The sequence below is a fragment of the Bacillus sp. LUNF1 genome (assembly GCF_011008975.1).
Classification (GTDB): domain Bacteria; phylum Bacillota; class Bacilli; order Bacillales; family Bacillaceae; genus Bacillus; species Bacillus velezensis.
The window spans coordinates 1644494-1658620 of the sequence record NZ_CP048876.1 but is presented as its reverse complement, the minus strand read 5'-3'; the positions used below and the strand labels follow the sequence as shown (position 1 = coordinate 1658620).

General features: G+C 46.5%; 12 protein-coding genes. All 12 read right to left on the bottom strand.

The features are described 5' to 3' along the window. Positions 1-13: 13 nt before the first annotated feature. The gene (locus tag G4O42_RS08350) at positions 14-316 is read right to left on the bottom strand and encodes a YlxQ family RNA-binding protein (RefSeq protein ID WP_003154192.1); all 303 of its coding nucleotides are present in this window, start codon (positions 314-316) and stop codon (positions 14-16) included. 1 nt (position 317) lies between these two features. Beyond that, positions 318-593 (bottom strand): glucose-induced regulator RulR, encoded by a 276-nt coding sequence (rulR, locus tag G4O42_RS08345; RefSeq protein WP_003154193.1) that lies wholly within the window; start codon positions 591-593, stop codon positions 318-320. 13 nt (positions 594-606) lie between these two features. Continuing rightward, positions 607-1728 (bottom strand): transcription termination factor NusA, encoded by a 1122-nt coding sequence (gene nusA, locus G4O42_RS08340; RefSeq protein ID WP_003154195.1) that lies wholly within the window; start codon positions 1726-1728, stop codon positions 607-609. A gap of 39 nt (positions 1729-1767) precedes the next feature. Then, positions 1768-2238 carry a ribosome maturation factor RimP gene (gene rimP, locus G4O42_RS08335; protein WP_032874923.1) on the bottom strand — a complete coding sequence of 157 codons (471 nt, stop codon included), beginning with the start codon at positions 2236-2238 and terminating at the stop codon, positions 1768-1770. A 239-nt stretch (positions 2239-2477) separates the two neighbouring features. After that, a complete protein-coding gene (locus G4O42_RS08330) occupies positions 2478-6791 on the bottom strand; it encodes a PolC-type DNA polymerase III (RefSeq protein ID WP_012117566.1) in 4314 nt (1437 codons plus the stop codon). A 111-nt stretch (positions 6792-6902) separates the two neighbouring features. Then, positions 6903-8597, bottom strand: coding sequence for a proline--tRNA ligase (gene proS / locus G4O42_RS08325; protein ID WP_007611460.1), 1695 nt, complete (start codon positions 8595-8597; stop codon positions 6903-6905). A gap of 31 nt (positions 8598-8628) precedes the next feature. Next, the gene (gene rseP, locus G4O42_RS08320; RefSeq protein WP_007611459.1) at positions 8629-9897 is read right to left on the bottom strand and encodes an RIP metalloprotease RseP; all 1269 of its coding nucleotides are present in this window, start codon (positions 9895-9897) and stop codon (positions 8629-8631) included. A 6-nt stretch (positions 9898-9903) separates the two neighbouring features. Further along, entirely contained in the window at positions 9904-11055 is a 1152-nt protein-coding gene (gene dxr / locus G4O42_RS08315) for a 1-deoxy-D-xylulose-5-phosphate reductoisomerase (RefSeq protein WP_032874922.1), read from the bottom strand. A 55-nt stretch (positions 11056-11110) separates the two neighbouring features. Beyond that, positions 11111-11908, bottom strand: a complete 798-nt coding sequence (locus tag G4O42_RS08310; RefSeq protein ID WP_007409796.1) for a phosphatidate cytidylyltransferase — start codon at positions 11906-11908, stop codon at positions 11111-11113. 3 nt (positions 11909-11911) lie between these two features. Then, positions 11912-12694, bottom strand: coding sequence for an undecaprenyl pyrophosphate synthase (locus G4O42_RS08305; RefSeq protein ID WP_007409795.1), 783 nt, complete (start codon positions 12692-12694; stop codon positions 11912-11914). 125 nt (positions 12695-12819) lie between these two features. Beyond that, positions 12820-13377, bottom strand: a complete 558-nt coding sequence (gene frr / locus G4O42_RS08300; protein ID WP_003154212.1) for a ribosome recycling factor — start codon at positions 13375-13377, stop codon at positions 12820-12822. A 2-nt stretch (positions 13378-13379) separates the two neighbouring features. Beyond that, positions 13380-14102, bottom strand: coding sequence for a UMP kinase (gene pyrH, locus G4O42_RS08295; protein WP_003154213.1), 723 nt, complete (start codon positions 14100-14102; stop codon positions 13380-13382). Positions 14103-14127 lie beyond the last annotated feature (25 nt).

Genomic DNA, 14127 nt, shown 5'->3' with positions numbered 1-14127 from the left:
ACCCCCAAAAATATTAATCGAGCAAGCTGATCAGCTTATTCGCAAAACCTTGGTCAGTGACGGCGACAACGACACGTGATTCCTTGCCGATAGAGCGGCCGAGATCCGCGCGGCTTTCGACTTTTTTATAAGGCACTTTATAATAATTGCATTTATCGGATACTTTTTTTGCAGTATTCGCAGATGCATCTTCTGTCAGCAGAACAAGTTTTGCACGCGCATTTCTAATTTCTTTTATAACCAAGTCCTCGCCCGACACGACCTTACGAGCTCGATTGGCCAGACCCAGCAAGGGAAACCATTCCATTCCAGACATGTTATTTTTTCACCTTTTCCGCCAGTTCCAGCAATTCTTCGAAAATCTGGTCATCGATTTGTGATTGAAATTGATTTTGCAATGTGTTTTTCTTTTTCGCAGCTAAGATGCATTCTTTCTCAAGGGTGATATAGGCACCCCGCCCGTTCTTCTTTCCGGTCGGATCGACTGAAATCTCTCCTTCTTTAGAACGGACAATTCGGATCAGTTCCTTTTTAGGCTTCATTTCCCCCGTTACCACGCATTTGCGCAGAGGAATTTTTTTTCGCTTATTCACCTAAAATCACCTCTTATTCATCCGATTCGGCTGTTTCAGGCTCCATAAAGAGCGGCTCTAAATCGTCATCTTCTTCATGCTCTCTCGGATAGATGCCAAGGTCTCTTGCATCCGTTTCACTTTTGATATCGATTTTCCAGCCTGTCAGTTTCGCGGCTAAGCGGGCGTTTTGCCCTCTTTTTCCGATTGCCAGAGAAAGCTGGTAATCAGGAACGATGACAGTCGTGGCTTTTTCTTCTTCGCTGACGATGACATCCAGCACTTTAGACGGGCTGAGCGCATTGGCAACAAATTCAACCGGATCATCAGACCAGTTGACGATATCAATTTTTTCGCCTTTCAGTTCATTGACGATCGCCTGCACGCGCTGGCCTTTAGGACCGACGCATGAACCGACCGGATCAACGTCAGGGTCATCAGTGCGGACGGAGATTTTAGAGCGGTCGCCCGCTTCTCTGGCAACGGATTTCAGTTCGACCGTTCCGTCATAAATTTCCGGCACTTCGATTTCAAAAAGACGCTTCAACAGACCAGGATGCGTTCTTGATACATAGATCTGCGGCCCTTTTGTCGTTTTTTCGACTTTTGTGATAAATACTTTAATCCGATCGTGCGGTTTATAGCTCTCATTCGGCATTTGTTCATTGACGGGCAGCAGCGCTTCAATCTTGCCGAGAGACACGTAAATAAACTTGCTGTCTAAGCGCTGTACAATTCCCGTCATGATGTCTTCTTCACGATCGATAAATTCTGAGTAAATCACGCCGCGCTCAGCTTCACGGACACGCTGCGTCACCACTTGTTTCGCCGTCTGCGCAGCAATGCGGCCGAAGTCTTTCGGCGTTACTTCTATTTCAACGACATCTCCGACAAGGTAGTTCGGATGGATGTGCTGGGCGTCGTCAAGCGAGATTTCAAGTCTTGAATCGTATACCTCGTCTACGACATCCTTTCTTGCGAACACGCGGATCGTGCCCGTCTCACGGTTCAGATCGACCCGTACGTTTTGCGCCTGGTTAAAATTTCGCTTGTACGCGGAAATTAAGGCAGCTTCAATTGCTTCGATGATAATGTCTTTACTGATGCCTTTTTCTTTTTCAAGAATAGTGAGAGCATCTAATAGTTCACTGCTCATGTTAGCGGTCTCCCCCCTTAAACACTAATACTTCATTCATTAAAATGTTACAGCTAATCTTGCGTTAGCTATTTTTTCATACGGAATATTGACCCGTTTCTTTCTTGTTTTGACCGTCATCTCTATTGTAACAGTTTGTCCATCGAATTCAGCCAATTTGCCTTCAAACACTTTTAAACCGTCAATCGGTTCGTACGTTTTCATGTACACATTTTTGCCCAGTGATTTTTCGAAGTCGGCTTTTTTCTTTAATGGACGCTCGGCTCCAGGAGAAGATACTTCAAGAAAGTAGTTCTGGGTGATCGGATCGGCCTCATCCAGCTTTTCGCTTAATGCTTCGCTGACTTTGGCGCACTCCTCAATATCAACACCGTTCTCGGAATCAATAAACACGCGAAGGAACCAGTTTTGACCCTCTTTGACAAATTCAATGTCTACGAGTTCAAGCTGAAGGTCATCCAGTATGGGCTGAGCCATTACTTGAACGGTATCAGTCACTTTTTTGCTCATGTTTTTCCTCCTTGTGCTGTCGATATCATATCAGCCGTTCCTCTGCATAAAAACCCTGCTTCTAAAGAGCAGGGGCATTGAGAAAACGATGGACATGTCGAGGCAAAATTGCCTGTTCAATACAAAAGAGCGGGTTTCCCCACTCTTTGCCTCGGTAATCGTTAGCATTTCCAATAAAACTATACCATAACCATATATTTAATGCAAATCAAACTCCGCTCGGAGGCTGTGCACAAAGCTTAAAACAGAGACAGCTGATTTTGGTCCGGAAGCGACTCAAGACAGCCGTGACGGTCTAAATACTCTAAAATGGTTTTTGACACTTTTCCGCGTTTTTGAAGATCCTCTTTTGAAAGGAACTCCCCTTCTTTCCGCGCTTTCACAATATTGAGAGCGGCGTTGGTTCCGAGTCCCGGAATTGAGTTGAACGGCGGGATGAGACTGTTGCCGTCAATGATAAATTCCGAAGCGCTCGAACGGTATAGATCGACCTTCTGGAAGGAATAGCCGCGCTCACACATTTCAAGCGCAAGCTCTAACACGGTAAGAAGGTTTTTCTCCTTCGGCGAAGCATCAAGCCCTTTAGAGCTGATATCATCCATCACCGCTCTAATGGCGGTCGAGCCTTTAATCATTGTATCAATGTCAAAGTCATCTGCGCGGACGGTAAAATACGCAGCATAATATAAAAGCGCGTGATGCACTTTAAAATAGGCAATCCGCACCGCCATCAGCACGTATGCGGCGGCGTGGGCTTTCGGGAACATGTATTTGATTTTTTTGCATGAATCAATATACCAGTTCGGCACATTGTTCTTTTTCATTTCTTCTTCCCATTCCGGCGTCAGGCCTTTGCCTTTACGGACGAATTCCATGATTTTGAAGGCCAGTGAAGGCTCAAGGCCCTGATAGATCAAGTAAACCATAATGTCATCACGGCAGCCGATCACTTCGCTCAGTTCACACGTATTGTTGTGTATCAGTTCCTGCGCATTGCCGAGCCATACGTCCGTTCCGTGAGAAAGCCCGGAAATCTGGACAAGCTCGGAGAACGTCGTCGGCTTCGTATCCTCAAGCATCTGCCGCACAAATCGCGTCCCGAATTCAGGAATGCCGAGCGTCCCCGTTTTACAGCCGATCTGCTCTTCAGTAACACCGAGCGATTCTGTGCCTTGGAAAATCTTCATAACTTCCGGATCATCTGTCGGAATCGTCTTCGGATCAATCCCGCTTAAATCCTGAAGCATCCGGATGACTGTCGGATCATCGTGCCCCAATATATCAAGCTTCAGCAGGTTGTCATGAATGGAGTGGAAGTCAAAATGAGTCGTTTTCCATTCAGACCCCGTCGCATCTGCCGGGAATTGTATCGGGGAAAAATCGTAAATATCCATGTAATCCGGGACAACGATAATCCCCCCCGGGTGCTGGCCGGTCGTTCTCTTAACGCCGGTGCAGCCTTGCACCAGACGGTCGATCTCCGCGCCGCGCATGTGTAGGTTGTGATCGCCCGCATAGCCTTTCACATATCCGTAAGCCGTCTTTTCCGCGACGGTGCCAATCGTTCCCGCGCGATACACGTTATCTTCACCGAACAATACTTTCGTGTAGTTATGGGCATGGGGCTGGTACTCACCTGAGAAGTTCAAGTCGATATCGGGTACTTTGTCACCTTTAAAGCCTAAGAACGTTTCAAACGGGATATCATGTCCGTCCTTTTTCAAAGGGGTGCCGCAAGACGGGCAGCTTTTATCCGGAAGGTCAAAACCGGAACCGACTGATCCGTCATTAAAGAATTCGGAATATCGGCAGCTCGGGCACACGTAGTGCGGAGCGAGCGGGTTCACTTCAGTGATTTCCGTTAAGGTCGCCACAAGCGATGAACCGACGGACCCCCGGGAGCCGACGAGATAACCGTCATCCAGAGACCGTTTTACAAGCTTATGAGAGATGAGATAAATAACGGCGAATCCATGACCGATGATACTTTTTAATTCTTTTTCTATTCTCGCTTCCACAATTTCGGGAAGCTCTTCACCGTAAATGCTTCTGGCGCGCTGATAGCTCATTTCACGGATTTCTTCATCAGCCCCGTCAATTTTCGGCGTGTACAGATCGTCTTTGATCGGTTTGATCTCATCAATCATCGAAGCGACTTTCTGCGTATTGTCAACCACGATTTCTTTCGCTTTTTCCGCACCGAGGAAGGAGAAAGCCTCCAGCATTTCATCTGTCGTTCTGAAGTGCACTTTAGGCAGTTCGTGTCTGTTTAACGGGTTGGCGCCGCCTTGGGAAGATATTAAGATCTTCCGGTAAATTTTATCCTCATCGTTTAAATAGTGGACATTTCCCGTAGCCACGACCGGCTTATTCAATTTTTCTCCGAGCTTCGTAATGTTGGCGATGATTTCTTTCAGCGCTTTTTCATCTCGGACGAGCTCAAGCTGCAGAAGGTGTCTGTATACTTCCGGCGGCTGCACTTCAAGATAATCATAGAAGGATGCGATATCTTCAACCTCTTCAGGAGATTTTTGCATCATGCCTTCAAAGACCTCACCCCTGTCACAGGCAGAGCCGATTAACAGACCTTCTCTGTATTTATTAAGCTGCGACCTCGGAATGCGCGGCACTCTGTAGAAATATTGAATATGAGAAATGGACACGAGCTTAAACAGATTTTTAAGGCCGGTCTCATTCACGGCAAGCAATGTAGCGTGATAAGGTCTTGATCTCTGATAAGCATTGGATTGTCCCATATTCTCATTCAGCTGATCATGATAAAAAATGTCTTTTTCAGCGGCATCTTTGAGCATTTTCAACAGCAGGTAGCCCGTTGCTTCAGCGTCAAAGACCGCTCGGTGATGCTGGGTTAATTCGATATCAAACTTCTTACATAACGTATTTAAGCGGTGATTTTTAAACTCAGGATACAGGAAACGCGCGAGTTCCAGCGTATCAATGACCGGATTTTTCGCTTTTTCCGTTTTCAAAAGACGCTTGTACGCCACATTTAAAAATCCCATATCAAAGCTGGCGTTATGAGCCACAAGCACGTCATCGCCGATCCATTCTTTAAAATCCCGTACGACGTCAACGACATCGGGAGCGTCGCGGACCATGTCGTCCGTAATCCCGGTAAGCTCTATCGTCGTTGCTGACAGCGGATGGTGCGGATTGGCGAACGCTTCGAATTTATCGATGATTTCTCCGCCTCTTATTTTGACTGCGGCAAGCTCAATGATGGTGTCATACACTGCGGACAGACCTGTCGTTTCAACGTCAAAGACGACGTATGTGTCTTCTTCCAGTAGACGGTGAGCTGGATTGTATGCGATCGGAACGCCGTCATCTACGATATTGGCTTCCATTCCGTAAATCATTTTAATGCCGTGTTTTTTCGCGGCGGAATAGGCATCCGGGAAAGACTGCACAACGGCATGATCAGTTAAGGCAATCGCTTCATGTCCCCATTTTTTCGCCTGTTCGACAAGCTTTCCGATGCCCGTTACAGCATCCATTTGGCTCATCGGAGAATGCAGATGAAGCTCAACCCGTTTTTCGCCTTCAGGAGCGGTGTCTTCACGGGTTTTGGCTTTTATTTCATTCACGTCATTTGCAATCATGACGAGGTCTCTGACGAATGTATCGTTTTGAATGCTTCCCCGCGCCTTCACCCACATGCCTTTTTTCAGCGTTTTCATCAAAGCGGCGTCTTCTTTTTCTCTGGCGAACATTTTTACTAAAATGCTGTTTGTATAGTCCGTGATTTTGAAAATGCAGAGCGTGCGTCCGCTTTTCAGCTCGCGTGTTTCAGCATCAAACACAAACCCCTGCACCGTAATTCTTCTTTCTTCATCCATGATGCTGTCAAGCGTCCGGATTTCTTCGTTCTCTTTAATTTGATAGCCGATGACAAGCGGTCCGGACGGTGCCTGATCCTCATCGCCCTCTTTTTCCTTCTTCTCCATCTCGATAAGCGCCTGCATCGCCCGCTCCTGATCTTCAGCAAGCTTTTGCTCGCGGAATTTCTGGACTTCTTGGTCAGATACGAAAATTTCGGTATCCAGCTGCAGTTCCGGAAAGCCGAATTGGCGGTAGCTGTGCTGAATCAGCGCGCTGTATTTATTTTTGAGCGCAGATGCTTCTGTATCTGTTTTTGTTTTCACGATCAGTTTGTTTCCCTTGAGCTTCGGCTTCTGCTGATTCAAAAGAGCCACCATCGGCGGCGAGGTTCCTTCAAGCTCTTCAATACAGCGTGTCCAATAATCCTGTACAAGCTCCTCTGTCACTGTAGGGTCGATGACCTGAACAGACGATGTGACACGGGCGATGTGAGCAAACGATTGTGTTAACCTCATCATGAATGAATCATATATTTGATACGGCAGAAGAGCCTTAAAGCGAAATTGGAAATGCCAGGCCTTTTCTGCTTTATGGATTGTCAGTTTATCAATCTCTCCGTCTTCAAAGTATGTCATGAAGGTATCATCTGTCATATTAAGCTGCTGCAGAAGAATCTGAAACTGTCTTCTGTTTACTGATAACTGTTCCATTCAGACAGTATCCCTCCCTTAAAACATCATAAGTGAAGGTACCTCCGCAGGTGATGAGGTACCTTCTTTTTTCTCTATTTTAACATGATTTTGTATGATTCGTTATGGTGATTACTTCGTCTTGATAAATTCAGAAAGCTCATCCACTGAAACTTCGGCAGATTCACCGGTTTTGCGGATTTTCACTTCTACGATGCCTTCATCGGCACGTTTTCCGACAGTGATGCGGATCGGAAGGCCGATCAGATCAGAATCAGCAAACTTCACGCCTGCGCGTTCAGCGCGGTCATCGTATAATACCTCATAACCTTCCGCCTGGAATTTGCCGTAAAGCTGTTCAGCAAGCTCTTTTTGCGCTTCGTTTTTCATATTCAGCGCCAAAATATGAAGATCATACGGAGCAACGCTTTTCGGCCAGATCAAGCCTTTTTCGTCGTGATGCTGTTCAGCGATGGCTGAAAGCGTTCTGGACACGCCGATTCCGTAACATCCCATCAGCATCGGCTGCGCACGCCCGTTCTCATCAAGGTATGTCGCATTCATCGCTTCAGAGTAACGCGTGCCGAGTTTAAAGACTTGTCCGACCTCAATCCCTTCAGCGAAACGGATCGTGCCTTTTCCGTCAGGTGACGGATCGCCTTCCTGAATGATTCGAAGATCGGCATATGCTTTTACTGACGCGTCACGTTCGATGTTTACGTTTCGGTAATGACGGTCTTTTTCATTCGCGCCGCTAACGGCGTTTACCATTACTTTTACGGCTTGGTCGGCATAAATCTCAATGTCGCCGGCAGCGCCGATCGGCCCCGCAAATCCCGGCTCCGTGCCAAGTTTCTCTGCTACTTCTTCATGAGACGCAAGCTCAACCACTTCCGCGTTCAGAAGGTTTTTCACTTTCACGTCATTGACCTCATGATCGCCTCTTACTAACACGAGAACAAATCGGTCATCCGCTTTAAACAGCATTGATTTGATGCAGGCGCTCGGCTCGATCTGCAAGAACGAAGCGAGCTCTTCAATGCTTTTGACATTCGGCGTATCAATTTTCTCCAATGCCTCGGGTGTTTCATCTGACGGCTCGCTGTTCATGACAACTTCCGCCATTTCCGTATTGGCTGCGTAAGAGGATCCATCGGAATAAGCGATGGTATCTTCCCCTATTTCAGAAAGAGCCATAAATTCATGCGTGTCTTTTCCGCCCATCGCGCCCGAGTCGGCAATAACGGGACGGACATTTAATTCACAGCGTGCGAAAATGCTGCTGTATGCGCCGTACATGTTTTGGTATGTTTCCTCCAGACTTTCTTCAGAAGCATGGAAAGAATACGCATCTTTCATGATGAATTCGCGTCCGCGTAATAACCCGAAACGCGGGCGTTTTTCATCTCTGAATTTAGACTGGATCTGGTAAAGAGTGAGCGGCAGACGCTTATAAGATTTCACCTCATCGCGCACGAGAGAAGTAATGACTTCTTCATGTGTCGCGCCTAAAGCAAATTCACGGCCGTGGCGGTCTTTCAGACGCATTAATTCAGGCCCGTACGTATACCACCTGCCTGATTCCTGCCATGTTTCAGCCTGCTGAAGGGCCGGCATCAGCATTTCCACCGCGTTGATTTTTTCCATTTCTTCACGCACGATCTTCTGAATGTTTTGAATGACCCTGTAAGCCAGGGGCATGTAGCTGTAAACCCCGCTCGTATTTTGTCTGATAAATCCCGCTCTCAGCAGAAGCTTATGGCTTTTTGCTTCAGCATCAGCCGGCACTTCTCTCAGGGTCGGAATAAGCGTCAAACTTTGTCTCATGTCTTCGCACCTCTGATTTTTTACTAGTCAATTATAAGAATAAACGCTGGATATCGTTCCATGTGACAACCAGCATAAGAAGCATTAAGAAAGCTACGCCGATAAATACAACAAATGCTTCCTTGTCACGGTTTATCGGCTTGCCGCGGATTGCTTCAATGAATAAAAACAGCAGCCGCCCGCCGTCAAGCGCCGGTATCGGCAGCAGGTTGACAATTCCCAGGTTGATGCTTAAAAACGCCGCAAACTGGAATAGGTTGATAATACCGGTTTTTGCAACTTGATCCGTCATATCATAAATGCCGACAGGACCCGAAAGCATATCAAGCTTAAACTGGCCTGTCACAAGTTTGCTCAGATTGGTCAGAATCGCTTTTGTGACATCAACGGTAGATGTCGCGCCGTAGGCGATCGCTGCAAGCGCGCCTTTTTCAGTCGGCGCATAAGAGCCGAAGCGGCCGATTGTTTTTTTATTTTCATCTTTTACAGCTTCAGGTGTAACCGAGATATGAAACGATTTGCCGTCCCGTTTGACGGCGACATCGATTTTTTTTCCGGGATTTTCTTTTACCGCTGTCACGATGTCTGTCCATGACCTCATTTTTTCACCGTTAATGCTCTGGATATAGTCGCCTTCTTTTAAACCGGCAGCCGCTGCGCGTCCATTGTCTGTCAGCTTCCCGAGCTCAGGCTGATTCGAAGGCACGCCTTGAATGAATCCAAGCATGACGAGAATGACATACGCTAAGATGAAGTTCATTATCGGACCGGCAGCAATCGCTTTAATCCGCTTCCATACGGGTTTAGACCCGAATTGTCGATTGTAAGGCGCAATCTGCACTTCTTCTCCGTCTACGATAAAAAAGGAGGTCTGACTGACAGTAAAGCCCGCCAGTTCATCTTCTTTCCCCTGCTCGTACCCGGTAATCTTCATTTCGTGCTCAAGATCAGCCGTCTCCACCTCGATAATTAAAGCGTCGGGATATTTTTCCTTTTGATTAATGATGACTTTTTCCACTTCGTCATCTTTATTAAAAAGAAGCCCGACAGTATAACCGGGTTTGACCTCGATCATCTCCGGGTCTTCACCGGCCATGCGGACGAACCCGCCGACCGGAAGGAGTCTGATCGTATACACGGTTTCATTCTTTTTAAATGAAAAGATTTTAGGGCCGAAGCCGATCGCAAATTCACGGCAAAGGATTCCCGCTCTTTGGGCGAGCAATAAATGCCCCAGCTCATGGAAAAAAACGAGCGTTCCGAAAATAATAATAAACGCGATAACTGTATTCACGAACATACCACCTTATGTGAGTATTGAATTAACGTATCCCCGGGTGTCTTTGTCCACTTCTTGGATATCCGCAAGACTCGGATCCTGAATTACGCTGTGGCGGTCCAATGCTTTTTCAATCAGGTCCTCAATCGATAAGAATGAAATCCGTCCGGCAAGAAAAGCGGCAACGGCTTCTTCGTTGGCCGCATTTAAAACCGTCGGCATTGTTCCCCCTATTTTACCTGATTCAAAGGCAAATTGTAAGCAGCGGAACCTTTCAAAGTCAGCTTTCGCAAAATGGAGGCTTCCGATCTCCCATAATTCAAGCCTTTTTGTTTCAGGCAGAGGCAGCCGGTCCGGATATGTCAGCGCATATTGAATCGGCACCCTCATGTCCGGATTTCCGAGCTGGGCGATGACGCTTCTGTCGTGAAATTCAACCATCGAATGAATGATGCTCTCCTTATGTAATACAACGTCAATCTGTTCATACGGAATGTCAAACAGCCAATGCGCCTCAATGACTTCAAGTCCTTTATTCATCATTGTAGCCGAATCAATTGTAATTTTTGCGCCCATCGACCAGTTCGGGTGGTTAAGGGCGTCGGCAATCGTTACAGACTCAAGCTCCTGCCGCGTTTTATCTCTGAAACTGCCGCCGGATGCCGTAATGATCAGGCGCTCGATATTTTTGCTCTGTTCGCCTTGCAGCGCCTGAAAAATAGCGGAATGTTCGCTGTCGACCGGAAGAAGAGGAACACCGTATCGTTTTGCGTGTCCTTTCACTATATGCCCGGCAGTGACGAGAGTTTCCTTATTTGCAAGCGCAATTGTTTTTTTCTGTTCAATCGCTTTCAAAGTCGGGATTAAACCGACGCTTCCAAGCAGCGCATTGACCACGATATCCACTTCGTCCATGACTGCCGCTTCAATCAGGCCTTCTTCTCCGATGCCGATTTGACAGTCATGAGAAAAAGACACTTCTTTCACTTTTTGGTATGTATCCATGTCGCCGACTGCTACATATTTCGGCTGAAACGTTCTGATCAACGGGATCGCTTTCTCGGCGTTTTTACCGAAAGTCATCGAGACGAGACGGAACTGATCTTGATGCATGCGCAATACGTCTAACGTCTGCTCCCCTATTGATCCTGTTGCTCCTAAAAGACAAATATTCTTCAAAATGCCACTCCCATTCTATGCGTCCAGATCAGTCTTATTTTCATATTAGCCTTTCTCATGAAAAAAGCGCAAGCAGAAAGTATAAGAACGGCATGACAAACAAAAAGCTGTCAAATCGATCTAAAATGCCGCCGTGCCCGGGAAGGATTTTTCCCGAATCCTTCACATCATAGTGCCGCTTAAGCGCTGATTCAACCAAATCCCCGATCTGTCCGAACACAGACAGAACAAGCGTGATGACCAAAAGAACCGGGTATGAAATCGGAAGGTGCGCAAACAGCTGAAAAACAGCCGTGAAAATAAGGGCGATGACAATACCGCCGAGAAACCCTTCGACTGTTTTGTTGGGACTGATTTCGGGCCACAGCTTCCGCTTCCCGAGCGACTTTCCGACGAAATATGCGCCTGAGTCCGTTGACCATATGACAACGCAGGCATAAAAGATATACAAAAGCCCGTTTGTTTCAATGTTTCTGATTTCAATAAAATAATGAAAACACAGTCCGATATATACCGTCGCGAGAACGATAAACCCGACTTCGTCAAACGTAAAGGTGTTTTTCACGAGCACCGTATAGCTGAGCAGAATCAATACGGCGAAAATCGTTACTTCCATTTTCGCATCGAAAAAATGATACTTGTCCGGCATCATATACAGCCATAACAACAAGAGGCTGATCAGACCCGGAAAAGAAAAAAATCTGAGCTTTTTCATCCGCAAAAGCTCAAAAAGCGCTATACTTCCCATCACGTAAACAAATACGGTGAACGGCAATCCTCCGAAAATAACCAAAAATAAAAATAGTGCCGCTGCCAGAACACCTGTTAACAATCTTTGTTTCATTTCCACCATCCTCTAAATTCCGCCAAACCTCCGGCCCCGCTGCTGAAATTCTCCCACTGCCTGCAGAAAGTGATCTTCTTTAAAATCGGGCCACAGGACATCTGTAAAAACAAATTCACTGTAAGCCACCTGCCAAAGCATAAAGTTGCTCAATCTGATTTCTCCGCTCGTTCTGATGAGCAGCTCCGGGTCCTGGAGTGATTCTGTCATTAAATGCCCGGAAAAGAGCGCTTCATCAATGTCTTCGATATTCAGCGTGCCGCTTTTCACCTGTTCAGCCAGGGCTTTTGCCGCATTGACGATTTCCGTGCGTCCGCCGTAGTTCAAAGCGAAATTGAGAATCAGCCCGTCATTTTGTTCTGTATCTTTTACGGCCTTCTCAATCGCCCTGTACGTATGAGAAGGGAGCGCGGATTCATCTCCGATAATTTTCACCTGTACATTTTCCTCTATTAATTCAGGAAGATACGTATTCAGGAACTCTTCCGGAAGCTTCATCAAAAAGTCGACTTCCATCTTCGGGCGCTTCCAGTTCTCCGTTGAAAACGCATAAAGAGTCAGAACTTTAACGCCGAGCTGACTTGCGAGCTTTGTCACCCTTTTTACCACTTTCATTCCTTCATGATGTCCTGCAATCCGAGGGAGTGAGCGCTTCTTCGCCCAGCGTCCGTTTCCGTCCATAATAATGGCAATGTGTGCGGGAATTTCACCCTTCAGTATGTCTTCTTTTGTATACCGTTCTAAGTTGGAAGCCGCATTCTGCTGATTCTTCCAATTTTTGAGTATGTTGAGCATGAGATTCCTCCGTCACCCAAAAAGGTTGCGTTGCTGATGATCAATGTAATCAACAGTATTAACAAAAAAACCCCCTGTAAACATGAGAGGGTCTTTTCACATTATCTATTGTACATAGTTTTTCATTAAACTTCCATGATTTCTTTTTCTTTGTCCTTTGTGACACTGTCAATTTTTGACACATATTCATCTGTCAGCTTTTGAACGTCTTCACTGGAAGCACGAAGCTCGTCTTCTGTAATGTCTCCGTTTTTCTCAAGTTTTTTGAGGTCATCGTTGCTGTCACGGCGGACATTACGGACTGCTACTTTCGCTTCTTCCGCGTATTTTTTCACGACTTTGACAAGTTCTTTACGTCTTTCTTCCGTCAGAGCCGGGATCGCGATGCGGATAATTGTGCCGTCACTTGTCGGCGTTACGCCAAGATCAGCTTTCAGGATCGCTTTTTCAATATCGCCGATTGCCGTTTTGTCATACGGTGTGACAACAAGCATACGCGCTTCAGGCACATTGATGGAAGACAGCTGGTTTAAAGGTGTTTGGGCACCGTAGTATTCTACTGTCACTTTATCCAATAGAGATGGGTTGGCACGTCCTGCGCGGACTGACGCCAATTCGCGTGAATAAGCGGCAACCGCTTTTTCCATGCGTTCTTTTGTTTGTGTTAATACTTCGTTTGACAACGTTATTTCCCCCTTACGATCGTTCCGATTGATTCGCCGATTACGGCACGCTTAATATTTCCTTCTTCCATAATAGAAAAGACGATCAGCGGAATATCATTATCCATACATAGTGAAGAAGCCGTAGAATCCATGACTTCCAGCCCGTCTTTTAACACATCGAGATAAGATAATTTTTCGTATTTAACGGCTGACTCATCTTTTCTCGGATCAGCATTATACACACCGTCGACATTATTTTTCGCCATTAAGATCACGTCCGCTTCGATTTCAGCGGCACGCAGCGCTGCGGTTGTGTCCGTAGAGAAATAAGGGTTTCCTGTTCCCGCGGCAAAAATAACAACGCGTTTTTTCTCCAGGTGGCGGATGGCTTTTCTTCTGATGTAAGGCTCAGCGACCTGACGCATTTCAATTGATGTCTGCACTCTGGACTGAATTCCGAGCGTTTCCAGGCTGTCCTGCAGGGCAAGTGAGTTCATGACAGTAGCAAGCATGCCCATATAATCGGCCGTCGCACGGTCCATTCCTAAGTCACTGCCCGTTTTTCCGCGCCATAAGTTGCCGCCGCCTACGACTACGGCCACTTCGACGTCAAGCTCAGCGATTTCTTTTACTTGTTTAGCGATGGATTGGATGACAGTCGGATTAATGCCGTTTCCCTGCTCTCCTGCCAATGCTTCTCCGCTAAGCTTTAAAACGATACGATTGTATTTTGGTTTTTCCATAATAACCTCCAAGTGTAAACATTGC

Coding starts and splice junctions, on each gene's coding strand:
- proS (WP_007611460.1), bottom strand. CDS start 8,597: ATGAGACAAAGTTTGACGCTTATTCCGACCCTGAGAGAAGTGCCGGCT.
- G4O42_RS08305 (WP_007409795.1), bottom strand. CDS start 12,694: ATGCTCAACATACTCAAAAATTGGAAGAATCAGCAGAATGCGGCTTCC.
- G4O42_RS08350 (WP_003154192.1), bottom strand. CDS start 316: ATGTCTGGAATGGAATGGTTTCCCTTGCTGGGTCTGGCCAATCGAGCT.
- G4O42_RS08310 (WP_007409796.1), bottom strand. CDS start 11,908: ATGGTGGAAATGAAACAAAGATTGTTAACAGGTGTTCTGGCAGCGGCA.
- rseP (WP_007611459.1), bottom strand. CDS start 9,897: ATGTTCGTGAATACAGTTATCGCGTTTATTATTATTTTCGGAACGCTC.
- nusA (WP_003154195.1), bottom strand. CDS start 1,728: ATGAGCAGTGAACTATTAGATGCTCTCACTATTCTTGAAAAAGAAAAA.
- pyrH (WP_003154213.1), bottom strand. CDS start 14,102: ATGGAAAAACCAAAATACAATCGTATCGTTTTAAAGCTTAGCGGAGAA.
- rimP (WP_032874923.1), bottom strand. CDS start 2,238: ATGAGCAAAAAAGTGACTGATACCGTTCAAGTAATGGCTCAGCCCATA.
- G4O42_RS08330 (WP_012117566.1), bottom strand. CDS start 6,791: ATGGAACAGTTATCAGTAAACAGAAGACAGTTTCAGATTCTTCTGCAG.